Here is a 24,700-nt window from a genome sequence, read left to right as displayed (position 1 = left end):
CTGCCGGGTTCACTGCCGCTTCACAGACGTGCCATACATCCGCTGGAGGGCACAGCGCCCGCGGGCAATCCCCCTCACGCGACCGCACGACCTCGCGAGCAAGGACGAACGACAATGGCGCAAAACCGGATCTATGATGAAATCACCATCGGCGAGACTGCATCGCTCACGCGGATCCTGACCGCCAACGACCTTTTCGTCTTCGCCCATGCCTCCGGCAACATCAATCCGGTCCATATCCCCGACATCGACTGGACCGGCGACGGCGAGAAGGACGATCCGGTCGCGCCGTCCATGTGGGTCGGTTCGCTGATCTCCTCCGTTCTCGGCAACGTCCTGCCGGGCCCCGGCACCGCCTACCGCAAGCAGACCTTCAACTTCCGCGCGCCCGTCCATCTCGGCGACAAGCTCACCGTCAGCGCCACGGTGTCGGCCAAGGAGGCCGACGGCGTCGTGCGTCTCGATACCCGTGTGACCCGCTCCGACGGTACGGTGATCGCCGACGGCGAGGCCGTTGTGGTTGCTCCGTCGACCCGCATCACGTTCGACGCCTCCGCCCTTCCCGGCATTCTGGTCGAACGCCACCAGCATTTCGACCGATTGAACGAGCTTGTCCGTCCGCTGCCGCCGCTGCCCGTGGCAGTGGTCGCGCCCGACGACGCGAATTCGCTCGGCGGCGCGCTTCTGGCCGCGCGCGAAAGCCTGATCGCCCCGATCCTGATCGGCAACGCGGCCGCCATCGAGGCGGCGGCAAACAGCCTTGGCGAGGATCTCGGCGAGATTGAAATCATCGACGTCGCGTCTGACGAACAGGCTGCGGCCAAGGGCGTCGCCCTGGTGCACGAGGGGCGCGCACGCGCCCTGATGAAAGGCCATCTGCACACCGACGTGCTGCTGGGCCATATCGTCAAGCGCGACGGAGGCCTGCGAACCGGCAAGCGGCTGAGCCATTGTTTCGTGATGGATATTCCCGGCCGGCCCTCGCCGGTGATCATTTCCGATGCCGCGATCAACATCGCACCCGATCTCGCCGCCAAGGTCGACATCGTCCAGAACGCCATCGACATGGGACGCGCGCTCGGCATCGCCACGCCCAAAGTGGGCATTCTCTCGGCCATCGAGACGGTGAACCCGGCGATGCCCTCGACGCTCGACGCGGCAGTCCTGTCCAAAATGGCGGAACGCGGCCAGATCACCGGCGGGATCGTCGACGGACCGTTGGCCATGGACAATGCCATCGATGTGCAAGCGGCGAAAACCAAAGGGATCACCTCGCTCGTCGCCGGCCATGCGGACGTGTTGATCGCACCCAATCTGGAAGCCGGCAACATGCTGGCCAAGGAATTGACCTTCATTGCCCATGCTGAAGCCGCCGGTCTTGTGGTCGGGGCCTCGGTGCCGGTGATCCTGACAAGCCGTGCCGACGATGCCCGCGCGCGCCTTGCCTCCTGTACGCTGGCGCTTCTCTACGATCACTGGCGGCGCAACGGCACGGCCCTCGCCCCGTTCGAGCCGGAAGGTACCGCCCATCGCGAGATCGTTCCGGAGGCCGGCCAATGACGACGAACAGTGCCATTCTGGTCATCAACGCCGGATCCTCGTCGATCAAGTTCCAGCTCTTCGACGGCGAGCACTCGCTGCTGCGCGGGCAGGTCGACGGCCTTGGAACCGATCCGCATCTTTCGGTTCACGACGATGCCGGCACGACGCTCGCCGACCGTGCCCTGCCGGCCGATGACGCCGCCTGCCACGACACGGCGCTTGGCGCCATTGTCGGGTTTCTCGCAACGGCCGCCCCCGACAGGGCGATCCGGGCCGTCGGTCACCGGGTGGTCCACGGCGGCCCGGACCATGCGGACCCGGTTCCTGTCGACGATCGGCTGCTTGCCGCTCTTGACCGTCTGGAACCGCTCGCCCCCCTGCACCAGCCGCACAATCTGGCCGGCATCCGCGCCGCCCGGATCGCCTTTCCCGGAACGCCCCAGATTGCGTGTTTCGACACGGCGTTTCATCGCGGTCATCCGCGCGTCGTCGATACGTTTGCCCTGCCCGCCGCTTTTTACGACGAGGGCGTGCGCCGCTACGGCTTTCACGGGCTGTCCTATGAGTTCGTCGCCGGACGGCTCGCCGAGATCGCACCGGACGTCGGTCGCGGCCGCGTCATCATTGCCCATCTGGGAAATGGCGCGTCGATGTGCGCGCTCAGGGACGGCCGCAGCGTGTCGACGAGCATGGGGTTTTCCGCACTCGACGGACTGCCGATGGGAACCCGCAGCGGCCAGATCGACCCGGGCGTGCTCTTGTATCTGATGCAGGAGCGCGGCATGGACGGGGATGCCATCGCCGACCTGCTCTACCACCGCTCCGGACTTCTCGGCCTGTCCGGCCTGTCCTCCGACATGCGCACGCTGGAAGCGTCCGACGACCCGGCCGCGCAGCTGGCGATCGAGCATTTCGCGCTGCGCATCCGCCGCGAGACCGGCGCGCTTGCCGCCATTCTCGGCGGCCTCGACGCGTTGGTCTTCACCGGCGGGATCGGCGAGCATTCGGCGCGCGTGCGCAGCCTCGCCTGCGCCGACATGGGCTGGCTCGGCGTCGCGCTCGACAATGACGCCAACGAAGCCCAGGCGACCCGGCTGTCGCCGGCGGAGGCGAAGGTCGCCGTCTACCGGATCGAGACCGACGAGGAGCGCATGATCGCCCGGCAGGTGCAGCGGCTCGTCCACGCCTGACAGCGCATCAGCGCAACTCCCCCGCCGCCCCGCCAAGCGGGCGCAGGCGGCCGCTCGCCCCCTCCTCCGCCTTTGGAAAGGTCGCAAGCACGGCTGCGAAATCCTCGTGCGTTACCGGCACGAAGCCATGGGGCGACAACCGCAAGGCGTCCGACGGCGACACCGCTGCATCGAGCACAAGAAGCTCGACAAGCGCGTCGCGGATGGCGAGCGGAACGCTGTCGCGCACCACATGCGGCGCATTGGGGATCTGCGGCGAGGTCCATACCACCCTCAGGGAGGGCGTGCCCGCGCCTTGCAATTCGGCAAGGTCCCGCAGGGTGCCCCGGCTGTAGCCGCTGCTTGCATCACCACGCAAGGACGACCAGCCGAAGGCGACATCCGCCTCGCCCGCCAGAACGGCGGCGGCGGCCGCGCGCGTGCTGTCGAACGCCCGAACGCTTGCGAAATGGCTGTCCGGATCGAGACCATCCGCCTTCATCGCCGCAAGCGGCACCCGGTAGCCCGCCGTCGAGACGGGCCGCGCCGTTGCAAGCCGGGCGCCGGCAAGATCCCCCAGCCCCTGAAACGGCGATGCCTGCGCGACAAGCGCGACCGCGTGCCATCCGGCCGCACCATCGGCGCTGCGCGGCACGATCAGCGGCACGACGCAAGCGCACCGCCGAGAGGCCGCCGCATAGGCCGAGGCCGACAGGGGCGCATAATCGATCTCGCCACGGATCAACGCCCCCTGAAGGCGCGCGAGATCCCGGTAGGCCACCAGATGAACGGGGATGCGAAGCCCGGTTTCGAGTGCGGCGCGAAACGGCTCGGCGGCGCGAAAATCCTCGCTCGCCGGATCGAGCACCAGCCCGACGCGCAGCACCGGCAGGAGCGCCAGACGCTCGGGATCGAAGGCGTCGGCGCCGGCGGCGCCCGTCTCCAGGCGCTCCTCCTCCGGCGCGGCGCCGCCCGGAGGGCCGCCCCCCCACGAACCCGCTTCGGCGTCATCGGCCGCCAGACCACCGTCGCTGCGGTCGCGCTCGTCCGGATAGGGCCATTGAGAACCGGTGGCGCGGGGTTGCCGCTCCGCCTCGCTTGTCCACACGGCCGGCGCCTCGGCGGACCAGTCCGTCCCCGTGTCGGCGCCCTCCTGCGCGCCGGCAGACGAAAAGGCGAGAGCCAGCAGCACCGCCACGGCCACGCACAGCCGGAGCGTTGCGCGCCATGTCGCCCCGGCCGCGCGGGACGAACTTTTCCTGCGATTTTGCGCGCGCGGTGTCACCGTCTTGTGCCGTTCCCGTGGCAGACTACGAATCATTTGAAGGAGCCATCATGCCACGCACACCCGACACGGTCGTCTTCGATATCGGCAATGTCCTGATCCGCTGGGACCCGCGCGCGCTCTACCGGGAGATCTTTCCCGACCCTGAGGAGATGGCGCATTTCCTGGAGGTCGTCTGCCCGCCGGAGTTCAATCTCAGCCTCGACAAGGGCCGCAGCTTCAAGGACGCGATCGCGGAGCGCCTTGCGCTTCACCCCGAACACGCCGAGGCCATCACCGCCTGGGACGAAAGATGGCAGGAAATGGTGACCGGCGAAATCGCGGGAAGCGTCGCGATCCTCGAGGAATTGCGCTCAGCCGGTGTGCCGCTTTACGCGATCACCAATTTCTCGCGCGAGAAATTCGCCGAATGCGAGATCCGCTTTCCCTTCCTCAGGGAGGCGTTTCACGATGTCGTGGTCTCCGCCCATGAAGGCGTCCTCAAGCCGGATCCGGCAATCTACCAGGTGCTGTTTTCCCGCAACGGGCTTGCGCCGGAACAGACGATCTTCATCGACGACAGTGCCGCGAATGTCGCCGCCGCGCGGGATATCGGCATGCACGCCCATCATTTCTCCGGCGCGGACGGCCTGCGGATCGCCCTTGCAGACCACGGCTTTCCGCTCTCGCCGCGCGGCTGACCTCAGGCGTTCGCAAATCCGGCGAGCGCGTTGACGCAATTGACGCCCAGCGCATCGACCGCATAGCCGCCCTCCATCACGAAGACCGTCGGCAGGCCGGCGCGGGCAAGGGCCGCACCCATGCGGGTGAAATCCTCGCCGGTCAGACGGAACTTGGAGATCGGGTCGTTCTGGTAGGGATCGAGACCGAGCGAGACGATCAGCGTGTCCGGTCGATGCGCCTCGATACGCTTCAAAGCCACGTCGAGCGCCGCCGACCAGATGCGCCAGTCTGCCCCGAGTTCCAGCGGAAAGTTGGCGTTGAACCCGTCGCCTGCTCCGGTGCCGGTCTCGTCGGCATGGCCGAGAAAATAGGGATATTCCTCGCGCGGATCGGCGTGGATCGACAGGAAAAGCACGTCGTCGCGCTCGTAGAAGATCGACTGCGTGCCATTGCCGTGATGGTAATCGACATCGAGCACCGCGACCCGTTCAGCGCCTGCGTCGCGCAGCCACTGGGCGGCGATCGCGGCGTTGTTCAGGAAGCAATAGCCGCCGTAATAATCGGCCGCCGCGTGATGTCCGGGCGGACGGCACAGGGCGAAGGCGGAAGCCTCTCCGCCGGCGACAAGCCGGGCCGCCGTCAGGGCCGAATTGGCGCTGGCACGGGCAGCGGCAAATGTATGTTCGCCCATCGGCGTGCCGGCATCGAAGGAATAGCGTCCGAGCAGGCCGTCGATGTGGTCGGGGGCCGGATCCTTGCGCAGGCCCCTGACCGGCCAGACGAACGGGAAGGCCTCGCCTGAGCGGCCGGCATTGGTCCAGCGGGTCCAGAAGCTTTCCAGGAACGCCAGATAGTCGGCATCGTGAACGCGCTGCAGGGGGGCCATGCCGAAATCGTCCGGCTCGAGCACCGCGCCGAAGGCGGTTTGCAGAATGCGGTCTCGCACCATCTCGGCGCGCGCCGGAATTTCCACCGCCGGCTGCAACGCGCCGTCGGAAATCTCATGGGTCGGATTGTGAGCCAGCTGGCCCGTGGAAAAAATCGTCTTCATTGCAATCGGGGTCCCCACCCTTGCCGCCGTGCCCGCCAGTCCTGGCCGGGCAGCGCTCACCCCATCGCTGATAACGGTGTCGACCGGCAGCCGCAAGCAGGGAGGCGCGATCCAGGTGCGAACATGCTGCCGGGACGCGAAGGCCGGGCGCTGAGCGCCTACTGAATGAGCCGCATGGTGCCGGAGCGGATGTCGACGGTGCGCAGGCGATTGAGCGCCGACATGCCGATCAAAGGGATTTCCAGCGCCCCCGCCGGCATCACCAGGGCCTCCACATTCCGCATGCGGATGCTGCCGAGGCGCATTTCCCGCAGCCGCACCGGCGCAGCCAGCGCCATGCCATTGGCGGTCTTGACCCGAACGGTATAGTCCGACGCGGACGGCGCGATGCCGGCCGCCCGCGCCACGTCGAGCGGCAAGGCGACGGCGGAGGCGCCCGTATCGATCAACGAGCGCACGGGCCGACCGTTGAAATGGGCGTTCACCTGGAAATGACCGTTGTACCCCGCCTTGAGCACGAGGGTGCGCAGACCCGAGGACGTCCGCGATGCATCACTGTCGCTGTCGCCGTCATCGACCCGCGCGGCGGCGAGAAGGCGGCCGTCGTCCAGATAGGTCCGGGCGATGTCCGGGCCGAAGGCCGCGGCCACGGCAACCGCAATCGCAATGATCAGATAGCGTCCCATCGGTCCCTCTTCGCCCTTGCGCGGATGGATGGGAGAAGTATCCGCGAAACGGGTTAAGGGAGGGCTGACCTGCACGGAAAACAGCCAGTCTGGGTTTGCAAAGGGTTACCCGAAAGCCTTGCATTGTCGCAATCCGGCGGCATCAATGGGGTCAACCCGCCCGCGCATCGTCGCAAACGAGCGTATCCGCCAGGTCCGCGATTGCCCCGGCATCCGGCGAGGCGGTTTGCGCGCCCGTCGCCGTACAGGCCAGCGCACCTGCGGCCGTGCCCTCGCACAGTGCGCGCGCCACATCGGCGCCCCGGTCGAGCGCCGCCGCGAAGCCCCCGACGAAGGCATCGCCCGCCCCGGTGGTGTCCACCACATCGATGCGCGGTGCGGCAACGCGCCAGACGTCGGCGCCCTTGCATGCGACCAACCCGCGCGCTCCGAGCGTCACGACGCACAACCTGCCTGTGCCGCCGAGCGCAGCGCAGAGGGCCTCCACGGAGGCGTCGCCCGCCGCGCCGCGCGCACACCCCAGTTCCGCCGCCTCGATCTCGTTTGCGACCACGATATCGACATCGTCGAGAAGCGATGCCAGATCCGCATCTCCCGAAGGCGCCGCATTGAGCAACACCCGCGCTCCGGCCGCACGGGCGCGCGCCACCGCATCGCGGATCGGTTCGGCGCGCAACTCGCGCTGCAACACCAGAAGCACCTCGGAGGACAATTCGCCCTCAAGCCAGTCGGCGGCGACGCGCGCGTTCACCCCGCTGGCGCACATGATCTGGTTTTCGCCATTCGCCGCGACCCCGATCATTGCCAGACCCGTGGTGCCGTCGAGACGGCGCACACCGGAGAGATCGACGCCGGCGGCTTCCAGATTGGCAAGCGCGGGACCTGCATGCGCGTCCTGTCCGACCGCGCCGATCATGCGCACCCGCGCCCCTGCGCGCGCGGCGGCCAGCGCCTGGTTGGCCCCCTTGCCACCGGCAAAGCTCTGGTGATCCGGCCCGACGATGGTCTCGCCGGGCGCGGGCAGGCGCGGCAGGGAAACAACCAGATCCAGGTTGATCGACCCAAAAACCGCTATCATGTCCACGCCTCCGGTATCGGGCTGAAAAGCCTGGCTTATTTGGTGCCGTACATGCGGTCGCCCGCGTCGCCCAGGCCCGGCACGATATAGCCCTTCTCGTTGAGCCTTTCGTCGATGGCGGCGGTGTAAATCGGCACGTCGGGATGGGCCTCGTTGAACTTGGCGATGCCTTCGGGCGCGGCAAGCAGGCACAGGAAGCGCAGCCGCGTCGCGCCGCGATCCTTCAAGCGCTGTACGGCGGCAATCGCGGAGTTGGCGGTCGCCAGCATCGGATCCACCACCACCACGAGCCGTTCGGCGAGGCCGTCGGGCGCCTTGAAGTAATATTCGACCGGCTGCAGCGTCTCCGGATCGCGATAAAGGCCGATGTGAGCGACACGGGCCGCCGGCACCAGCTCCAGCATGCCCTCCAGCAGACCGTTTCCGGCGCGCAGGACGGAGGCGAAGACGAGCTTCTTGCCCTCGATCACGGGCGCCGACATCGGCTGAAGCGGCGTGTCGATCTCCATCGGCGCGATCGGGAGGTCGCGGGTGACCTCATAGGTCAGCAGGACGGAAATCTCCCGCAAAAGCCGGCGAAACCCTTGGGTCGAGGTGTCCTTCATCCGCATGTGGGTGAGCTTGTGCTGAACCAGCGGATGGTCGATTACGGTGGCACCTGTCATGTCTCGCCTCTTCTTGTGTCGGACCGGATCGTCTGAACGCGGGACCGGACTGCCCGCACGCCGCCTCGCTGCGATCCTTCTAGTTCAAGCGCTCACGGAGCGGAACACTGACGGTCGCGAAAAGCAACAAGCCCCACGGCTTTCCTCAGGCCGGGGCCGGAGGCGCCCCCGCCGCATCCGCCACCGCACGCAGCAGGTGCCCGCGCGTGTCTTCGTCGCAAAAGGCGGCGCCAATGGCGGTTCGGGTGATGTCCAGGCACTGCTCCCGGCTCCAGCCGAAGGTGCGCGCGCATCCCTCGTACTCCTCGCCAAGGGTCGTACCGAAGAACGGTGGATCGTCGGAATTCAGCGTGATGCGACAGCCGGCGCGGCGCAGCAGGTTGACCGGGTGAAACCGTAGCGCGCCATAAAGCCCCAGCGCCAGATTGGAGCCGGGGCACACCTCCAGAACGATGCCGTCGCGCGCCAGGCGCTCGACCACGGCCGTGTCCTCGATGGCGCGCACGCCGTGGCCGATCCGCGAGACTTGCAGGAAGTCGAGCGCGGCCGTGACGCTTTCCGCGCCCGCCGTCTCGCCGGCATGGGCCGTCAGTCCGAGCCCCGCCTCGCCCGCCATGCGAAAGGCACGGGCGAAATTCGCCGGATGACCCTCCGCCTCGTCACCGGCAAGGCCGAAGCCGGTTACAAGCGGATGGGGCCGGGCGGTGACCTGTGCCGCCACCTGCTCCACCGCGCGCGCACCGAAGTGGCGCACACCGACGACGATCATGCGCGCCTCGATGCCGGTTGCCTCCCGTGCCCGGTAGATGCCCTCGGCAAGGCCGCCGACGTAGTCGGCATAAGAGAGACCCGCCGCGGCGGCATGGTCGGGCGAGATGGTGAGTTCGGCGTAGATCGCGCCTTGTTCGGCGATGGAGCGCAGATAGGTCTCGGAGAGACGCGTATAGTCCTGAGGGGTGCGAAACACCCGGCTTGCGCTGTCATAGGCGGCGAGAAACTGTGTGAAATCGCTCCACGCGTAGGCCCCGTCCTCGGCAAAGAGGCCGGTGACATCGACGCCGTTTTGCTGGGCAAGCTCGCGCACCAACTCCGGCGACGCGGCGCCCTCGATGTGGACATGCAGTTCCGCCTTGGGCACGACGGCCGGGGCCAGGGATTGCGTCATGAGCCGCCAAATCCCCGCATCGGATTATCCGCTGCCCGCAGGAGCCAGTTGTCCGCCGACCACCGGGCTGCGCCATCGACCATATGCAGCGCGTAGGCATGACGCGAGCGCGGCGAGCGGTTGGGCGCGGAGCGATGGGGAACGAGGCCGTGCAGCACGACGAGCGTCCCCTTGGGCGCGACAAGGGCTGCATCCGCGCCGAAGGGCGTCTTGTCCAGCGTCTCCATCGTCAGACCGTCGCCGTCGTAGTGAAAGCGCTGACGCAAAGGCCCGGTGTGACCGCCCGGCACGCCCAGCAGCCCGCCGTTGGTCTCGTCCGCGTCTTCAAGCGCGAACCAGAAACCGGTGCAGGAGAGCGGCTCGGTATGCAGGAAGGTGGAATCCTGATGACAATTGACCTCGCCGCCGATCTCCGGCGGCTTGAAGATATACATCGACTGCGCCAGCAGCGGATCGGCCAGCCCGAGATCGGCGGCGGTGCGCGCCAGGCGCGGATCGCGGGAAAACGCCTCGAACACGGGATCGAGATCATGCAGCGCATGGCCGACCTTGTTGAGCGCATCCTGCTTGGGCCGTGTCAGCTTGCCGTCGGCATCAAAGGCTTCCTCCTCGAAGAAGAAGCGGATCTTGTCGCCGCTTTCGCGAAAATAGCGGTCGCGGGCGTGGCTCTGCGCGCCCGTCTCGAAGACGGAGGCGTTTTCCGCCGGATCGAAGGCGTCGATCAATTCGGCCATGCGACTGGCAAGCGCGTCGCATTCCCCGGCACTCTTGTAGCGGTTGAGCACCAAAAAGCCGTCGTCCGCGTAAGCCTTGCGCATCTCCGGCGTCAAACGACCGTCGGCGGGCGCGTCAAATGAGCGTGCAATCATTCGTCCGTCCTTGTCATGTTATCCGGGGGCCGCTTATCCGGGGGCCGCGCGTCGCCGTTTACAGGAACCCCTTTCCGTGCCGGCCCGGCGGAAGACCCAGATGCGCCGCAACCGTCTCGCCGATGTCCGCGAAGGTCGCGCGCACGCCGATGGCGGCGGCGGGAAGCCCCGGCCCCGTGCCGATCACCGGGATGCGTTCGCGGGTGTGATCCGTACCGCGCCATGTCGGGTCGCAGCCGTGATCGGCGGTGAGCAGCAGCAGGTCGCCCGGCTTCAGCCGCGCAAGCAGTTCCGGCAGCCGCGCATCGAAGGCTTCAAGGGCGGCGGCATAGCCCGCAACATCGCGGCGGTGGCCGAACAGGCTGTCGAAATCGATGAAGTTGACGAAGACGAGATCGCCGTCCTCCGCCTCTTCCATCGCCGCCAGCGTCTCGTCGAAAAGCGCCATGTTGCCGGCGGCCTTGCGGACCGTTGAAATCCCCTGATGGGCAAAGATATCGGCGATCTTGCCGACCGTATGCGTCCGGCGGCCGGCGTCCACCACCCGGTCGAGCAATGTCGGTTCGGGCGGGAGGACGGAGTAGTCGCGACGGTTGGCGGTGCGTTCGAAGGTCTCGGCCGTCTCGCCGACGAAGGGACGCGCGATCACCCGCCCGATGTTGTGGGGATCGACCAGCGATCTTACGGTCTCGCAGAGCGCATAGAGGCGCTCCAGGCCGAAATGGGTCTCATGAGCTGCGATCTGGAAGACGGAATCGCCGCTCGTGTAGCAGATCGGCTTTCCCGTCCTGATGTGCTCCTCCCCAAGCTCCGCGATGATCACCGTTCCGGAAGCATGCTTGTCGCCGAGAATTCCCGGCAGGCCGCCTTGCGCCACGATGGCCTCGGTCAGGTTCTCGGGAAAGGTCGGCTCGGTATCGGGAAAATAGCCCCAGTCGAATGCGACCGGCACGCCGGCGATTTCCCAGTGGCCGGAGGGCGTGTCCTTGCCGTGCGAGGTCTCGCTCGCAGCCCCCCAGATCCCGTCCGGCTCCACGCCAACGTCGAGGCCGGCGGGCGCCTCGCCGCTCGCCAGAAGCGATGCCCGCGCCAGACCGAGACGCGTCATGTTGGGAAGCGTGAGCGGGCCTTCGCGCAGGCCTTCGCGATCGGCCGCGCCGGCGGCGCAGGCGGCCGCGATATGACCGAGCGTGTTCGCGCCCTCGTCACCAAAGCTTGCCGCATCCGGAGCACCGCCGATGCCGAAACTGTCCAATACGCACAGGATTGCGCGGGCCATGGGGTTTCCTCTTTGTCAGCAGTCTGACGGGTTCGTCCCGTCTTTCGTCGCTCGCACGGTCAACCCGACGGACCGACCCGTCCGGCGATCACCGGCCTGTCCTCCACCTGTGCGGCGGCGCCGATCGTGTAGGCGTTTTGAACAAGCGCGACCGCACGGGCGGCACTTTCCTCATCGGCCGCATGAACGATCGCAAGCGGCGCGTCGCTGTCGACGGAATGCCCGACGCCTGCGAGATGTTCCAGCCCGACGGAGGGATCGATCGTGTCTTCCGGCCGGCGGCGTCCGCCGCCGAGTTCCACCACCGCAACGCCGATGGCGCGCGCATCGACCGACAGGACGGTTCCCTCCTCGAGCGGATAGATCGCCCGCTCCACCGGGGCGGACGGCAGGTAAGCCTCGTACTTCTCCAGAAAATCCGCCGGACCGCCAAGTGCGGTCACCATGCGCGCGAAATGCTCGGCCGCTGCCCCGCTTTCAAAGGCACCCCGCATCGCATCGGTCCCCGCCGCCCTGTCCGCCGCAAGCCCCGCGGTCGCCAGCGCCTCGCCGCCAAGCGCGACGGTCACATCGTGAAGCCGGTTGTCGACGGCCCGACCGGTGAGGAAATCGACCGCGTTGCGCACTTCCAGCGCGTTGCCGGCGGCAGACGCCAGCGGCTCGTTCATGTCGGTCAGGAGAGCGGTGGTCCGGCAGCCCGCGCCATTGGCGACCGCGACGAGGCTTTCGGCAAGCGCCATCGCCTCCTCGAGCGTCGCCATGAAGGCACCGCTTCCCCATTTGACGTCGAGCACAAGCCCCTGAAGCCCGGCGGCGAGCTTCTTCGACAAGATCGAGGCGGTGATGAGGTCGACGCTTTCCACCGTGCCGGTCACGTCGCGGATCGCATAGAAGCGCTTGTCCGCCGGCGCAAGATCCGCCGTCTGTCCGATGATCGCGCAGCCGACATCGGCCACCACCTTGTGAAACAGCGCATTATCGGGCTGCGTAACATAGCCCGGGATGCTGTCGAACTTGTCGAGCGTGCCGCCGGTATGACCGAGACCCCGCCCGGAAATCATCGGCACCGCCGCGCCGCAGGCCGCCAGCGCCGGCGCCAGCATCAAGGACACATTGTCGCCGACGCCACCGGTGGAATGCTTGTCGACCACCGGCCGGTCGAGGTCCGACCAGTCGAGCACCGTGCCGCTGTCGCGCATGGCGAGCGTCAGCGCAACGCGTTCGTCGCCCGAGAGCTTGCGGAAGATGATCGCCATCGCCAGTGCGGAGACCTGCGCGTCGGTCACCGACCTGTCGACCAGCCCCTTGACGAAAAAGCCGATCTCCTCGGCATCCAGCGTGCCGCCATCGCGTTTCTTGCGGATGAGTTCCTGTGCCAGCATCGCGGTCAATATCCTGATTTCAAAGGGATCGGGCCGTCTTCGGGCGGGTCCCCGAGAGCTGCCAGCAACGCATCCAGCAACCCGCTGGCGCCGAAGCGAAAGCTTGCCGCCGACACCCAGTTTTGCCCGAGGATCCTGTCGGCCAGCGCCAGATAGCTTGCCGCATCCTCGACGGTGCGAATGCCGCCGGCCGGCTTGAACCCGATCTCGAGCAGGCTGTCGCGACGCACTTCCTCGATCAGCGTCAGCATGATTTCGGCCGCCTCCAGCGTCGCATTGACCGCGACCTTGCCGGTGGAGGTCTTGATGAAATCGGCGCCGGCGCCGATCGCCACATTGGAGGCCGCGTGGATCAACAGGGGATCGGCGATCTCGCCCGTTTCCAGAATGACCTTCAACGTCGCCTCCGGGCAGGCAGCGCGCACACGGCGGATCTGTTCCTCGGCAAAACCGCGCCGACCGGCGAGAAAGGCACCATAGGCCATCACCAGATCGATCTCGTCGGCCCCGTCGGCCACCGCCTGCCGGGTCTCGGCGACGACTTTCAGGGTCTCGTCGCCCCCTTGGGGAAAATTCACCACCGTGGCGACCCGCACGCCGGTTCCGGCAAGGGCCGCGACCGCCTGGCCGACGAAGCGCGGCCAGATGCACACCGCCGCGACCGGCCCGTGCGGCGTGACCGCACGGGCGCAAAGCGTGTCGATGTCTTCCGCGCGGCAGGCGTCGTCCAGATTGGTCAGGTCAACGAGCGGCAGCGCGCGGGCCGCCGTTTCGGCAGCGGTCATCTCAGTCATCGGCAAGGTCCTTCACGAAACGCCGGATCAGCGTTTTCAGTGCGTCGACGGCCGTCAATGCGGTCGCCTTGGTCTCGGCGTGGGACAATGCATGCGCCTGCAGGCCCGCACCGTAATTGGTGATGGTGGAAATCGCCGCAACCCGAAACCCCATGACGCGCGCGAGAATCACTTCCGGCACGGTCGACATGCCGACCGCATCCGCGCCCAGCCGCCGCGCCATGCGGATTTCCGCCGGCGTCTCGAAGGAGGGGCCGGAAAACCACATGTAGACGCCCTCGCCCACCGTGATGCCGGCGTCTTTCGCAAGAGCGGCAAGACGGGCGCGCAGGTCCGGATCATAGGCGGCGCTCATGTCGAGGAAGCGCGCCTCGCTCTCCTCGCCGATCAAGGGATTGCGACCCGACCAGTTGATGTGGTCGGAAATCAGCATCGGCGTTCCAGGCGCCAGGTCCTCGCGCAGGCTGCCGGCCGCATTGGTCAGGAGCAGCGTGTCGCAGCCAAGCTCCTTCAGCGTCTCCAGCGGCGTGCGCATGATGTCAGCCGTGCCGCTCTCGTAGAAATGCGCGCGCCCCGACAGCACGACGACGGGAACGCCGGAGAGCGTGCCGGCGACGAGTTCGCTGCCATGCGAGGAGACGGAGGGCACCGGAAATCCCGACAGCCGTGCATAGGGAAGGCGCACGGCGTCCTCGATCTCGTCGGCAAGCGCACCGAGGCCGGAGCCGAGCACCATGCCGAGACGGTAATTTCCCGGGCGCGCGGCGCGCAACTGTTCGGCGCATTCGCGTCCATAACCGCTCATGAAGACATGTCCCTTTGATCGTGAAGTTCGAATTTTGCCGGCAGGAGTTCGTCCAGCCGGAACGTCCGGCGCAGCTCCGTCGCGTTGCAGATGTGAACCGGCGTGTCGTCGCCGGCGAATTCCGCCAGCCGCTGGCGGCAGCCGCCGCAGGGCGTGCAGAGGGCGGCATCCGCCGTCACCACCACTTCCACCACCCGGCGCCCGCCGGCCGCGACCATGGCGCCAAGCGCCGTCGTCTCCGCGCACCAGCCTTCCGGGAAGCTGGCGTTCTCGACATTGCAACCGGCGAAGATCCGCCCGTCGTCGGTCAGAACAGCGGCGCCGACCGGAAACCCGGAGTAGCCGGCATGGGCATTGTCGCGCGCGACACGGGCGGCGGCGAAAAGATCCGCAAAGCGGCTCATGAGCGTTCCTTTACATACGCCGTGCCGCCAGCCTTGGGCGGAACGGCCCGGCCGATGAAGCCGGCCAGAAGCACGACGGTCAGGATATAGGGTAGCGCCTGGATCGCCTGCACCGGCACCTCGCCGATGCCGGGCACCTGCTGTCCCTGAAGGCGGATCGCCGCCGCATCGAGAAACCCGAAGAGCAGGCAGGCAAACATCACCGGCACCGGCTTCCACTTGGCGAAGATCAGCGCTGCCAGCGCGATGAAGCCCTTTCCGGCCGTCATGTCCTTGATGAAGCCGGCCGATTGCGCGACCGACAGATAGGTGCCGGCAATGCCGCACAGGATACCGGTGCAAATCACCGCGCGGTAGCGCAGCCAGGTGACGGAAATGCCGGCCGTGTCGACGGCGGCCGGGTTTTCGCCAACGGCACGCAAGCGCAGGCCGAAGCGGGTCCGGAACAGCACCCACCAGGTGAAGGGCACGGCGAGGAATGCAATGTAGACCAGGATGTTATGGCCGGAGAGCAGTTCGGCATAGATCCCGCCGACCACCGGCACATCGCGCAGACTGTCGGCAAAGGGCAAGACGATGCTGCCAAAGCGCGCATCCCCTGTCACCGGCGGCGTGCGCCCGCCCTGGCGGAACCAGTCCTGCCCGAGCAGCGCCGTCAGTCCGATTGCGAGGAAGTTGATTGCGACGCCGGAGACGATCTGGTTGCCCCGGTGGGTGATGCAGGCGAAACCGTGCACCAGCGCCAGCGCGATGGACACCAGAATGCCCGCGCCAAGCCCGATCCAGGCCGAGCCCGTCACGGCGGCGGCGGCGCCGGCGGCAAAGGCCGCGCCCAGCATCTTGCCCTCCAGCCCGATGTCGAAGACGCCGGAGCGCTCCGAGTAAAGTCCGGCAAGGGCGGCCAGCAACAGCGGCGTGGAAAGCCGCACGGTGCTGTCGAGGATGAGGATGATCGTGTCGAGCATTGGGCGCCTCTCCTCAGGCCGCGCGTGAAGCCGGCGCGGACAGGATGCCGAACAGCTTGATGAGGGTCGGACGGAACATGTGCTCCAGCGCCCCGGCAAAGAGGATCACCAGCGCCTGGATCACCACGATCATGTCGCGGGTGATCGCCGGCATCTCGAAGGCGAGTTCCGCGCCGCCCTGGTAGAGCATGCCGAAGAGGATCGCGGCGAAGACGATGCCGAGCGGATGCGAGCGGCCCATCAGCGCGACCGCGATGCCGACGAAACCGTAGCCGGAGACGAACTCGATCAGGAGCCGGTGCTGCGACCCCATGATCTCGTTCACTGCCATCATGCCGGCCAGCCCGCCGGAAATCAGCATGGTGACGATGGTGATCCGCACCGGCGAAATGCCGGCATAGACGGCCGCCGTCTGGTTTGCACCGAAGGTGCGGATCTCGTAGCCGAGCCTGGTGCGCCAGATCAGCACCCAGGTGAAAAGACATGCCAGCAGCGCGATGACGAAGGAGAGATTGGCCGGCGCGGAGCCGAAATCGACGCCCGGCAGGATGGTGTCGAGCAGCGGCAGGCGACCGCCGTCCTCGAAGGTGCGGGTTTCCGGCTGCATCGAGCCTTCCTTCGCCATGACATTGACGAGCAGATAGACCATCAGCGAGGCGGCGATGAAGTTGAACATGATCGTGGTGATCACGACATGGCTGCCGCGTTTGGCCTGCAGCACCGCCGGGATATAGGCCCAGGCCGCGCCGAAGGCGGCGGCACCGGCAACGGCAAGCGGCATGGTCACCCACCAGGGCACGAAGCGGTCGAGCGCCAGACAGGCAAGCGCCACGCCGAGACCGCCGACATAGGCCTGCCCCTCGCCGCCGATGTTGAAGAGGCTCGCATGAAAGGCGACCGCCACCGCAAGGCCGGTAAAGATGAAATTGGTGGCGTAAAACAGCGTGAAGCCGATGCCCTCGTTCCAGCCGAAGGCGCCCCAGACCAGAATGCGCACCGCGTCGAACGGGTTCTCGCCAATCGCCAGCACCACCAGACCCGAGACGAAGAAGGCGGCGGCGACGTTGATCGCCGGCATGAGAATGTAATCCGCCCAGCGCGGCATCTGTCCGGCCATCATTCCGCCGCCTCCTGAACGGCACCCGCCATCAGGAGCCCCAGTTCGCTTTCCGCCGTTTCCGGCGCGCGTTCGCCCACCACCCGGCCATCGAACATGACGAGCACCCGGTCGGCGAGCGCGCGCACCTCGTCAAGCTCGACGGAGACGAGAAGCACCGCCTTGCCGGCGTCGCGCAGCGCGACGAGCCGCTTGTGAATGAATTCGATGGCACCGATGTCGACGCCGCGCGTCGGCTGGCCGACCAGAAGCACGGCCGGGTCGCGTTCGATCTCGCGCGCCAGGACGATCTTCTGCTGGTTGCCGCCGGAAAAATTGGCCGTCTTGAGAAAGCAGTCGGGCGGACGAATGTCGTATTTCTCTATTTCCGCCCGCGCCGTGTCGCGGATCGCATCGAGATCGAGGAAGGCGCCGCGCCCGTAAGCCGGATCGCGGTGATATCCGAGGATCGCGTTTTCGTATTCGTGAAACCGCGTCACCAGCCCCATCCGGTGGCGGTCCTCCGGAACATGGGCAAGACCGTAGCTTCGGATCTCGGCCGGGTCGCGACGCGCGGCCGCCAGATCCACCCGCGTGCCGTCGATGGTGACGATGCCCGAGCGTGCCGGACGGATGCCGGCGATCGCCTCCAGAAGCTCCGACTGGCCGTTGCCGGACACGCCGGCGATACCGACGATCTCGCCGGCGCGCACCTGAAACGACACGTCCTTGACCACCTCGACGCCGCGCCCGTCGCGCACGTTCAGACCCTCGACCGTGAGAAGCGGCGCGCCCGGTTGCGCCGGGGTCTTTTCCACCTCCAGCAGCACCCGGCGTCCGACCATGAGTTCGGCCAGTTCCCCCATGGAGGTCTTCGACGTTTCGCGGGTGGCAACGATCTCGCCGCGCCGCATGACGGAGACCTCATCCGTCACCGCCATGATCTCGCGCAGCTTGTGGGTGATCAAAAGGACCGTCTTGCCCTCGTCGCGCAGGACCCGGAGGATGCGGAAGAGGTGGTCGGCCTCCGGCGGCGTCAGCACGCCGGTGGGTTCGTCGAGGATGAGAACGTCGGCGCCGCGAAACAGCGCCTTGAGGATTTCCACCCGCTGTTGCAGACCGACGGGGAGATCGCCGGTGACCGCATCCGGGTCGACCTTGAGATCGTAATCCGCGGCCAGCCGCTTCAACTCGGCCCGCGCCCGTCCGATACCGGCGCCAAGCCGTGCGCCGCCCTCCGCGCCGAGAATGACGTTCTCAAGCACCGTGAAATTCTCCACCAGCATGAAATGCTGATGCACCATGCCGATGCCGAGCGCGATGGCCGCCTGGCTGGAGGCAATCGTCACCGTCTTGCCGTCGACGCGGATCTCGCCGCCGTCGGCATGATAGAAGCCGTAGAGGATCGACATCAGCGTCGACTTGCCGGCGCCGTTTTCCCCGACGATGCCGTGGATCGAGCCCTTCGCGACCTTCAGGTGGATGTCCTTGTTGGCATGAACCGCGCCGAACCGCTTGTCGATGCCCTCAAGCTCGATGGCAAGTCGCTCACTCACAGCGGACACTCCCCGTCGCGCATGGTGTCGTGCACCGACAGGCGCCCTTGCGCGATGCCGGCTTCTGCGGCGCGGGCCGCCGCTTCCATCGCGGAGGTGACAAGCGCGCGATTGTCGGCGTCGAGAACCCAGTCCATGCCACCTTCCTTCAGACCCAGTTCCTGCACGCCCGGCGTCCAGGCGCCGGCCCGCGCGTCCATGAAATTGGCATAGACTGCGGTGTCGATGCGCTTGCGGATCGAGGTCAGCATATGCCCCGGATGCAGGCCGTTCTGGTTGCTGTCGGTGCCGATGCCGAGCTTGCCGGCATCCGCCACCGCCTGCAGCACGCCGATGCCGGTGCCGCCGGCCGCCTGGATGATCACGTCGGCGCCGCGCGCGATCTGGCTGCGGGCAAGCTCCGCGCCGCGCGCGGGATCGGCGAAGGCCGCCGGCGTGTCGCCGGCCATGTTGAAGATCACCCGCACGTCGCCGGAGACGGAGGCCGCGCCCTCGCGGTAGCCGCAAAGAAACCGGCGGATGATCGGGATATCCATGCCGCCGACGAAACCGATGGTGCCGGTCTTTGACGCCATCGCCGCGAGCAGGCCGGCGATATAGGCACCCTCGTGCTCGCGAAAGACGACGGAGCGCACGTTTGGCGCATCGACCACCATGTCGACGATGGCGAAATTGGCGTCGGGAAAATCGGCGGCCGCGCCGGAAACTGCGGAAGCCTGGTTGAAACCGATGGCAACGACCGGGTCCGCGCCGCGCCGGGCGAAATTGCGAAGCGCCTGCAGGCTTTCCGCATCGCGCGCGATCTCGAAGTCCCGGTAGCTTTCGCCGGTCTCGGCGGCAAAACGCTCTGCGCCGCGATAGGCCGCCTCATTGAAGGACCCGTCGAACTTGCCGCCGACGGAATAGACCAGCGCCGGCTCCGCCGAAAGGCCCGCGCTCGACGCGAGAAGCATCGCCGCGCCGCCAAGCCAGCTCTTCCAAGTCAAAAGGGACATCGTGCGCTCACCCCGGCTTGCCTGCAAATCGCGGCCGCCCGGGAAGGGCGACCGCTTTTTGTGCCCGGTTTCAGATCAGAACGGGCAGTCCTTGGTGGCCATGTAGTCATGGACCTCGATCTTGCCGGAGACGATGTCGGCGCGCGCCTGGGCGACCGCCTCCTTCATCTCGTCGGTGATCAGCGCCTCGTTGTGCTCGTCGAGCGCCCAGTCGACGCCGCCTTCCGCAAGACCGAGCGTGTAGAACCCGGAGCTCCAGTTGCCGTCGCGGGCATCCTTAAAGGCGGTCTCGACCGCCACGTCGACGCGCTTGAGCATGGACGTCAGCACCTGCCCCGGATGCAGGGCGTTCTGGTTGCTGTCGACGCCGATGCCGAGCTTGCCGGCATCCGCCGCCGCCTGCAGCACGCCGAGGCCGGTGCCGCCGGCCGCGTGATAGATCACGTCCGCGCCGCGATCCATCTGCGAGCGGGCCAGTTCGCCGCCCTTGACCGGATCGGTCCAGGCGGCCCCCGTCGTGCCGGTCATGTTCTGGAAGACCTCGGCGTCGGCGTTGGTCTCCATGACGCCCTGCTTGTAGCCGCAGGCGAACTTCTGGATCAGCGGAATGTCCATGCCGCCGACGAACCCGACCTTGCCGGTTTCCGACGCCATCGCCGCAAGCTTGCCGACGATGTAGGAGCCTTCCTGTTCCTTGAACAAAATGGAGCGCACATTCGGCAGTTCGACGACCATGTCCACGATGGCGAATTTCGTGTCCGGGAACTCCCTGGCGACCTTTTCCAGCGCGTTGGCGTGGGAAAAGCCGATGGCGATCACCGGATTGGCGCCCCGGCGGGCGAAATTGCGCAGCGCCTGCTCGCGCTGGCTGTCGTTCTGGATCTCGAAGTCGCGATACTCGACCCCGGTCTCGGCCTTGAAGCGTTCGGCGCCCGTATAGGCGGCCTCGTTGAACGACTTGTCGAACTTGCCGCCGAGGTCATAGACCACCGCCGGCGCGAATTCTTCCGCCATTGCGGTTGTGGAAAGAAGCGTCGCCGCCGCGACACCGAGAATGTATCGTTTCATCACCTGCAAAACCTCCAGCTGCTTCCCCCCGCCGGCCTCATGCCGAGCGGGCCTGTTGTGTGCCCTTCGCCGACACCAGGGCGCGTCCCAGTTTTTCGTCGACAATCAGGTCCGTGATCAGCCCCGCGCTCAGCGCCGCCCGCGTTGCTTCCAGCTTGCCGAGCCCACCCGCCAGCGCGACGACGCGCGCCCCGCGCACCGCCTCGAACGGCAGGCCGACCGCCTTTTCCCCCAGTTTCGCCCCGACGAGCCGGCCGTCGCGCCCGATGAACCGGCCCATGAGATCGCAGACCGCGCCCGAGGCGATCAGGTCGCGTTGCTCGTCGCGCGAGATCAGGTCGCGGCGAATGAGATGCCCGTCATCCTCCACCGAGCCGATGCCGATGACGAAGAGGTCGGAGGCGCGGGCGCGCTCCAGCAGCGCCTGCACGCTACGCTGACCGAGAAACATGTCCCGCTCGGCCGCGCTTTCCGCCAGATAGGGAACGGGCAGATAGAACCCCTCCCCGCCGGTGCGCTCGGCCAGTTGCTGCACGACATCGAAGGGATTTGCAGAGAGCTTTCGGGTGAGCGAGCCGGAAATCGAGACGATCCTGAGATCGGGCCGCTGGACGCGCGGCATCTGCGCCACCGTCGCCTTCAGGGTACGCCCCATGCCGACGCCGAGCTGCGAAATGCCCGAGCCGGACACCAGATTGGCAAGATGCGGGCCGGCCAATGCGGCAATCGCGCGGATGTCGCTGTCTTCGGGACCGTCGCCGCCGGCGCCGATATCGGGCGCGATCAGGCAGGACGACAAGCCCCATTCGGTGATCAGCGCCGCCTCGGTCTCCAGGCAGTCGGCCGGCCGCCCGGCGATCTGGAAACGCACGAGGCCGGTGCGCTGCGCATGGGCGATCAGACGGTGAACCTTGGCGTTGGAAATGCCGAGGCGCGTTGCGATTTCGCCCTGGGTGGCGCCACCGACGAACGACATCCATGCCGCGCGAATGGCCATGTCCGTGGTCCAGTCGCCCTGTTGCATGGCCACACCCCTCCCTCGCCGCATGCCCCGGATCGACGCTGTGTCGCTGGCGCTCGTTTGCTGGCGCCGGGCCGAAAGATCGCAATTGCCGAAAAATTATTCATCGCCTGCGATTTCTTTCAAGCAGACTGCATGACGCTTCCGGGAACGTCAAGCGCGTTGTCTGTGCAATCGCCCGGAGCCGGTGCGGCGCGGATCCGGTCACTCGGGTGCCCGCCGACGGGGCATGAAATGCCGCAGCGGGAGGCAATTAATGCCGGCCGCCTTGCGTTTTGCAAGACCGGTCCCGGCGGCATGCGCACACATGTCATTCGCGACCCGCAGGAGACCGGGCCGCAACACCCCCCGTCGGCCTCTCCCGCCATGGCGGGCTTGACCATTGACGCTGCGGCACTTTTCGCCGACGGGCCAGCGCGAGGGACGGAACAACCGGCGGGTTGTCCGCGCCGTATTGACGACACTGGCACGGCAATTGCTGATCTCAGGGACAGGTGCCCGGTTGCCGGCAACGCGCTTCCCATCGCGCGGATCACATCCGCAAAGCGGCGCAACGGCGACGACAGAAGGCACACCGGGAGGGGCTCGGGAGACGGCGTCAAACAGGCGGGAGCTTGTCACATCGGTTGAAGGAGAGTTCGACCATGCGCGTTTCAGTTCACCCCACCCCGGCAAGGGACACGGCTCTTGCCGTCCTCCGCGGCGCGCTGGTCGCGCTGTTCGCAGCTTCGATCGCACTTGCGGTCTCGCTGCACATGGCCCATGCCCAGACGCTGGGCTACAGCTACGACCCCGACGCCGAAGTCGATGTCGAACTTGTGCTTGCGGTCGACATTTCCCAGTCGATGGACACCGACGAACAGGAAGTCCAGCGCGCCGGCTATGTCGCGGCCCTGACCTCGCGGGACGTGCTCGACGCCATCCGCCACGGTCCGACCGGGCGCATCGCCGTCTCCTACATGGAATGGGGCGGCACGGGCGAACAGTTCATCGTCGCCGACTGGTCGGTGATCAGCGATGCAGCCACCGCCGCCGCCTTTGCCGCCAAGGTCGCCGAGGCACCGCTGAACCAGCGCCGGCGCACGTCCATCGCCTCCGCCCTCGAGGCCGCCGTTGCGATGGTCGAGGGCAACCGCTTTCAGGGCCTGCGCAAGGTGATCGACATTTCCGGAGACGGCCCCAACAACCAGGGGGGCGCCGTCACGCTCTACCGCGACCGCGCAGTGGCGGCCGGCATCACCATCAACGGGCTGCCGCTGATGCTGAAGACAAAGGACACCGCCTGGCAGGCGATGCTCGACATCGACCGCTACTATGAGGACTGCGTCATCGGCGGCCCCGGACATTTCTTCGTGCCGGTGCACTCCAAGGCACAATTCGCCGACGCGATCCGCATGAAACTCGTGCTCGAGATCGCCGGGCTGGTGCCGGCCGGACCGCGCGTGATGCCGGCAAGCGCGCGCAAGCGGGTCAACTGCGGCCTCTACGATTGATCCGCCGCAACCGGCAACCGGCCCGCACCGCGTCGACCGCGGGGCAGGGGCGCGCCGGCGGGCGGGTTCCAACGCGACGCGGAAGCGGTTAAACGGAGGGGCAGCGCTTCCCGCGCATCCCGCGTGAACACAGGACCCTGCCGTGACCGGATCGCTTCCCGACCTCCTGCCCCGTTCCGACGCGCCGCGTCCGGCGCTTGCGCTGATCGCGCATGATGCCAAGAAGGACGACATGGTCGCCTTCGCCCAGGCGCATGTCGACAAGCTCGGCGCCTATTCGCTGGTCGCCACCGGCACCACAGGCGGACGCATCGCCAATGCCTGTCCCGGTCTCGACATCCTGCCGCTGAAAAGCGGCCCGCTCGGCGGCGACCAGCAGATCGGCGCGATGATCGCCGAAGGCCGGCTCAACGGGCTGATCTTCTTTGTCGACCCGCTGTCGCCGATGCCGCATGATGTCGACGTCAAGGCCTTGATGCGGCTGGCCGTCGTCTACAACATTCCCATGGCCCTCAATCCGGCGACCGCGGAAATCCTGCTGCGCTCCGCCCGGCTCGCCGGACTGTCGACCACATCGAAGACACCAGAAATCCCCCGCGGCCCGTCATGACCTCAAGCCCGATTCCGCACGCGGCCTTTCCCTTTCCCGTGCTGGTCGCCGATATCGGCGGCACCAACGCCCGCTTTGCGCTTGTTGCCGCCCCCGATGCACCGACAGGCCCGGCCGCCCGCGTGCCGACTGCGGATCACGCGGGCTTTGCCGAGGCAGCACGGAGCGCCCTGCCTCTGGAGGGCACGGGGCGCCCGCGCTCCGCGGTGCTCGCCGTCGCCGGCCCGGTGACGGGGGAGCGCATCCCGCTTACCAACGCCGACTGGGTGATCGAGCCGCGCCGACTGATGGCGGAACTTGATCTCGACCGGGTCCTCGTTCTCAACGACTTCGAGGCCCAGGCACTGGCGCTTCCCGGTTTTGACGGCGACCACCTGCAGCAGATCGGTCCGGGGACACGCATCGCACAGATGCCACAGGTGGTGCTCGGTCCCGGCACGGGCCTCGGCGCGGCGGCGATGATCCATGCCGCCGGGCGCTGGGTGCCGCTCCCCGGCGAAGGCGGCCATGTGGAGCTCGGTCCGGTGAGCGCGGATGACTATCGTGTCTGGCCGCATATCGAGCGCATTGGCGGGCGCATCGGCGCGGAACAGATCATCAGCGGCTCCGGTCTCCTGCGGCTGGCACGGGCGGTGTGTGCGGCCGAAAACGCGACGCGCAGTTTCGCCAAACCAGCGGATGTCACCCGCGCGGCGGATGCCGGCGACGAGATCGCAAATCTCACGCTGGCGATCTTCACCCAGGCGCTTGGGCGCGTTGCCGGCGATTTTGCATTGATGTTTCTGGCGCGCGGCGGCGTGTTCCTCGGCGGCGGCATCCCGGAACACATCGAGCGCCATCTGGTCGACGGCGGCTTTCGCGCCGCCTTCCAGGCCAAGGCACCGCACGAGCGCCTGATGGCCGCCATCCCGACGTATCTCGTCCGCCACGACGCGCCGGCCCTTGAAGGACTGGCCGGCTTCGCGCGTCAGCCGGACCGGTTCGCGGTCGACCTCCACGGCCGGACGTGGATGCGCGAAGCGGCCCGCACGCCGAAATGACCTTTCGGACTATCTCGAG

General features: G+C 67.2%; 24 protein-coding genes. 6 read left to right on the top strand and 18 right to left on the bottom strand.

Annotated elements, in window-relative coordinates; all coding sequences use genetic code 11:
- Positions 1 to 114: 114 nt before the first annotated feature.
- The gene (locus tag G572_RS0109885; RefSeq protein ID WP_029058332.1) at positions 115 to 1,560 is read left to right on the top strand and encodes a bifunctional enoyl-CoA hydratase/phosphate acetyltransferase; all 1,446 of its coding nucleotides are present in this window, start codon (positions 115 to 117) and stop codon (positions 1,558 to 1,560) included.
- The gene (locus G572_RS0109880; RefSeq protein ID WP_029058331.1) at positions 1,557 to 2,732 is read left to right on the top strand and encodes an acetate/propionate family kinase; all 1,176 of its coding nucleotides are present in this window, start codon (positions 1,557 to 1,559) and stop codon (positions 2,730 to 2,732) included. The genes G572_RS0109885 and G572_RS0109880 overlap by 4 nt, the downstream gene beginning before the upstream one ends.
- Positions 2,733 to 2,739: 7 nt before the next feature.
- Here the strand turns inward: G572_RS0109880 and G572_RS25445 are convergent, their stop codons facing one another.
- Positions 2,740 to 3,909: a phosphate/phosphite/phosphonate ABC transporter substrate-binding protein gene (locus tag G572_RS25445; RefSeq protein ID WP_169391305.1), complete on the bottom strand. Its 1,170-nt coding sequence runs from the start codon at positions 3,907 to 3,909 to the stop codon at positions 2,740 to 2,742.
- A 137-nt stretch (positions 3,910 to 4,046) separates the two neighbouring features.
- Here G572_RS25445 and G572_RS0109870 point away from each other — a divergent pair, with 137 nt between their 5' ends.
- Positions 4,047 to 4,676 (top strand): HAD family hydrolase, encoded by a 630-nt coding sequence (locus tag G572_RS0109870; protein WP_029058330.1) that lies wholly within the window; start codon positions 4,047 to 4,049, stop codon positions 4,674 to 4,676.
- A gap of 2 nt (positions 4,677 to 4,678) precedes the next feature.
- On the opposite strand, the gene G572_RS0109865 is transcribed toward G572_RS0109870, so the two are convergent.
- The 17 genes from G572_RS0109865 to G572_RS0109785 form a co-directional block, all read right to left on the bottom strand.
- Complete coding sequence (locus tag G572_RS0109865) at positions 4,679 to 5,710, bottom strand: histone deacetylase family protein (protein WP_029058329.1); 1,032 nt, start codon at positions 5,708 to 5,710, stop codon at positions 4,679 to 4,681.
- Positions 5,711 to 5,868: 158 nt separating this feature from the next.
- Positions 5,869 to 6,396 carry a retropepsin-like aspartic protease family protein gene (locus tag G572_RS0109860; protein WP_029058328.1) on the bottom strand — a complete coding sequence of 176 codons (528 nt, stop codon included), beginning with the start codon at positions 6,394 to 6,396 and terminating at the stop codon, positions 5,869 to 5,871.
- Between the two features lie 151 nt (positions 6,397 to 6,547).
- Positions 6,548 to 7,474 carry a PfkB family carbohydrate kinase gene (locus G572_RS0109855; protein WP_029058327.1) on the bottom strand — a complete coding sequence of 309 codons (927 nt, stop codon included), beginning with the start codon at positions 7,472 to 7,474 and terminating at the stop codon, positions 6,548 to 6,550.
- Positions 7,475 to 7,509: 35 nt separating this feature from the next.
- Positions 7,510 to 8,139: a uracil phosphoribosyltransferase gene (gene upp / locus G572_RS0109850; protein ID WP_029058326.1), complete on the bottom strand. Its 630-nt coding sequence runs from the start codon at positions 8,137 to 8,139 to the stop codon at positions 7,510 to 7,512.
- 145 nt (positions 8,140 to 8,284) lie between these two features.
- Positions 8,285 to 9,304, bottom strand: coding sequence for an adenosine deaminase (locus G572_RS0109845; RefSeq protein WP_037546459.1), 1,020 nt, complete (start codon positions 9,302 to 9,304; stop codon positions 8,285 to 8,287).
- Positions 9,301 to 10,173 (bottom strand): phytanoyl-CoA dioxygenase family protein, encoded by an 873-nt coding sequence (locus G572_RS0109840; RefSeq protein WP_029058324.1) that lies wholly within the window; start codon positions 10,171 to 10,173, stop codon positions 9,301 to 9,303. The genes G572_RS0109845 and G572_RS0109840 overlap by 4 nt, the downstream gene beginning before the upstream one ends.
- Before the next feature lie 58 nt (positions 10,174 to 10,231).
- On the bottom strand, positions 10,232 to 11,452 hold the full coding sequence (locus G572_RS0109835; RefSeq protein ID WP_029058323.1) for a phosphopentomutase: 1,221 nt from the start codon (positions 11,450 to 11,452) through the stop codon (positions 10,232 to 10,234).
- Between the two features lie 59 nt (positions 11,453 to 11,511).
- Positions 11,512 to 12,834 (bottom strand): thymidine phosphorylase, encoded by a 1,323-nt coding sequence (gene deoA, locus G572_RS0109830; RefSeq protein ID WP_029058322.1) that lies wholly within the window; start codon positions 12,832 to 12,834, stop codon positions 11,512 to 11,514.
- A 5-nt stretch (positions 12,835 to 12,839) separates the two neighbouring features.
- Positions 12,840 to 13,628, bottom strand: coding sequence for a deoxyribose-phosphate aldolase (gene deoC / locus G572_RS23315; RefSeq protein WP_051242128.1), 789 nt, complete (start codon positions 13,626 to 13,628; stop codon positions 12,840 to 12,842).
- Positions 13,621 to 14,433 carry a purine-nucleoside phosphorylase gene (locus G572_RS0109820; protein WP_029058321.1) on the bottom strand — a complete coding sequence of 271 codons (813 nt, stop codon included), beginning with the start codon at positions 14,431 to 14,433 and terminating at the stop codon, positions 13,621 to 13,623. Before G572_RS0109820 ends, deoC begins: the two co-directional genes overlap by 8 nt.
- A complete protein-coding gene (gene cdd, locus G572_RS0109815; protein WP_029058320.1) occupies positions 14,430 to 14,837 on the bottom strand; it encodes a cytidine deaminase in 408 nt (135 codons plus the stop codon). Before cdd ends, G572_RS0109820 begins: the two co-directional genes overlap by 4 nt.
- Complete coding sequence (locus tag G572_RS0109810) at positions 14,834 to 15,802, bottom strand: ABC transporter permease (RefSeq protein WP_029058319.1); 969 nt, start codon at positions 15,800 to 15,802, stop codon at positions 14,834 to 14,836. The genes cdd and G572_RS0109810 overlap by 4 nt, the downstream gene beginning before the upstream one ends.
- Before the next feature lie 13 nt (positions 15,803 to 15,815).
- Positions 15,816 to 16,922, bottom strand: a complete 1,107-nt coding sequence (locus G572_RS0109805; protein ID WP_029058318.1) for an ABC transporter permease — start codon at positions 16,920 to 16,922, stop codon at positions 15,816 to 15,818.
- A complete protein-coding gene (locus G572_RS0109800; protein ID WP_029058317.1) occupies positions 16,919 to 18,454 on the bottom strand; it encodes an ABC transporter ATP-binding protein in 1,536 nt (511 codons plus the stop codon). The genes G572_RS0109805 and G572_RS0109800 overlap by 4 nt, the downstream gene beginning before the upstream one ends.
- Positions 18,451 to 19,449, bottom strand: a complete 999-nt coding sequence (locus G572_RS0109795; protein WP_084650013.1) for a BMP family ABC transporter substrate-binding protein — start codon at positions 19,447 to 19,449, stop codon at positions 18,451 to 18,453. The genes G572_RS0109800 and G572_RS0109795 overlap by 4 nt, the downstream gene beginning before the upstream one ends.
- A gap of 75 nt (positions 19,450 to 19,524) precedes the next feature.
- A complete protein-coding gene (locus G572_RS0109790) occupies positions 19,525 to 20,517 on the bottom strand; it encodes a BMP family lipoprotein (protein WP_029058315.1) in 993 nt (330 codons plus the stop codon).
- A gap of 37 nt (positions 20,518 to 20,554) precedes the next feature.
- Positions 20,555 to 21,541 (bottom strand): sugar-binding transcriptional regulator, encoded by a 987-nt coding sequence (locus G572_RS0109785; protein ID WP_208979083.1) that lies wholly within the window; start codon positions 21,539 to 21,541, stop codon positions 20,555 to 20,557.
- Between the two features lie 641 nt (positions 21,542 to 22,182).
- Between G572_RS0109785 and G572_RS0109780 the strand changes: the two genes are divergently transcribed.
- From G572_RS0109780 to G572_RS0109770, 3 genes are all read left to right on the top strand, one after another.
- Entirely contained in the window at positions 22,183 to 23,031 is an 849-nt protein-coding gene (locus tag G572_RS0109780; protein WP_208979082.1) for a DUF1194 domain-containing protein, read from the top strand.
- A gap of 142 nt (positions 23,032 to 23,173) precedes the next feature.
- Positions 23,174 to 23,641: a methylglyoxal synthase gene (locus G572_RS0109775; RefSeq protein ID WP_281168763.1), complete on the top strand. Its 468-nt coding sequence runs from the start codon at positions 23,174 to 23,176 to the stop codon at positions 23,639 to 23,641.
- Positions 23,638 to 24,681, top strand: a complete 1,044-nt coding sequence (locus G572_RS0109770; protein WP_029058311.1) for a glucokinase — start codon at positions 23,638 to 23,640, stop codon at positions 24,679 to 24,681. The genes G572_RS0109775 and G572_RS0109770 overlap by 4 nt, the downstream gene beginning before the upstream one ends.
- The last annotated feature ends 19 nt before the right edge of the window (positions 24,682 to 24,700 follow it).

The organism is Stappia stellulata DSM 5886, assembly GCF_000423705.1.
GTDB lineage: Bacteria > Pseudomonadota > Alphaproteobacteria > Rhizobiales > Stappiaceae > Stappia > Stappia stellulata.
Note: the sequence above shows the minus strand (reverse complement) of the source record. Positions and strands in the feature narration are given on the sequence as shown.

Coding starts and splice junctions, on each gene's coding strand:
- G572_RS0109885 (WP_029058332.1), top strand. CDS start 115: ATGGCGCAAAACCGGATCTATGATGAAATCACCATCGGCGAGACTGCA.
- G572_RS0109880 (WP_029058331.1), top strand. CDS start 1,557: ATGACGACGAACAGTGCCATTCTGGTCATCAACGCCGGATCCTCGTCG.
- G572_RS0109870 (WP_029058330.1), top strand. CDS start 4,047: ATGCCACGCACACCCGACACGGTCGTCTTCGATATCGGCAATGTCCTG.
- G572_RS0109865 (WP_029058329.1), bottom strand. CDS start 5,710: ATGAAGACGATTTTTTCCACGGGCCAGCTGGCTCACAATCCGACCCAT.
- G572_RS0109860 (WP_029058328.1), bottom strand. CDS start 6,396: ATGGGACGCTATCTGATCATTGCGATTGCGGTTGCCGTGGCCGCGGCC.
- G572_RS0109855 (WP_029058327.1), bottom strand. CDS start 7,474: ATGATAGCGGTTTTTGGGTCGATCAACCTGGATCTGGTTGTTTCCCTG.
- upp (WP_029058326.1), bottom strand. CDS start 8,139: ATGACAGGTGCCACCGTAATCGACCATCCGCTGGTTCAGCACAAGCTC.
- G572_RS0109845 (WP_037546459.1), bottom strand. CDS start 9,304: ATGACGCAATCCCTGGCCCCGGCCGTCGTGCCCAAGGCGGAACTGCAT.
- G572_RS0109840 (WP_029058324.1), bottom strand. CDS start 10,173: ATGATTGCACGCTCATTTGACGCGCCCGCCGACGGTCGTTTGACGCCG.
- G572_RS0109835 (WP_029058323.1), bottom strand. CDS start 11,452: ATGGCCCGCGCAATCCTGTGCGTATTGGACAGTTTCGGCATCGGCGGT.
- deoA (WP_029058322.1), bottom strand. CDS start 12,834: ATGCTGGCACAGGAACTCATCCGCAAGAAACGCGATGGCGGCACGCTG.
- deoC (WP_051242128.1), bottom strand. CDS start 13,628: ATGACTGAGATGACCGCTGCCGAAACGGCGGCCCGCGCGCTGCCGCTC.
- G572_RS0109820 (WP_029058321.1), bottom strand. CDS start 14,433: ATGAGCGGTTATGGACGCGAATGCGCCGAACAGTTGCGCGCCGCGCGC.
- cdd (WP_029058320.1), bottom strand. CDS start 14,837: ATGAGCCGCTTTGCGGATCTTTTCGCCGCCGCCCGTGTCGCGCGCGAC.
- G572_RS0109810 (WP_029058319.1), bottom strand. CDS start 15,802: ATGCTCGACACGATCATCCTCATCCTCGACAGCACCGTGCGGCTTTCC.
- G572_RS0109805 (WP_029058318.1), bottom strand. CDS start 16,922: ATGATGGCCGGACAGATGCCGCGCTGGGCGGATTACATTCTCATGCCG.
- G572_RS0109795 (WP_084650013.1), bottom strand. CDS start 19,449: ATGTCCCTTTTGACTTGGAAGAGCTGGCTTGGCGGCGCGGCGATGCTT.
- G572_RS0109790 (WP_029058315.1), bottom strand. CDS start 20,517: ATGAAACGATACATTCTCGGTGTCGCGGCGGCGACGCTTCTTTCCACA.
- G572_RS0109785 (WP_208979083.1), bottom strand. CDS start 21,541: ATGCAACAGGGCGACTGGACCACGGACATGGCCATTCGCGCGGCATGG.
- G572_RS0109780 (WP_208979082.1), top strand. CDS start 22,183: ATGCGCGTTTCAGTTCACCCCACCCCGGCAAGGGACACGGCTCTTGCC.
- G572_RS0109770 (WP_029058311.1), top strand. CDS start 23,638: ATGACCTCAAGCCCGATTCCGCACGCGGCCTTTCCCTTTCCCGTGCTG.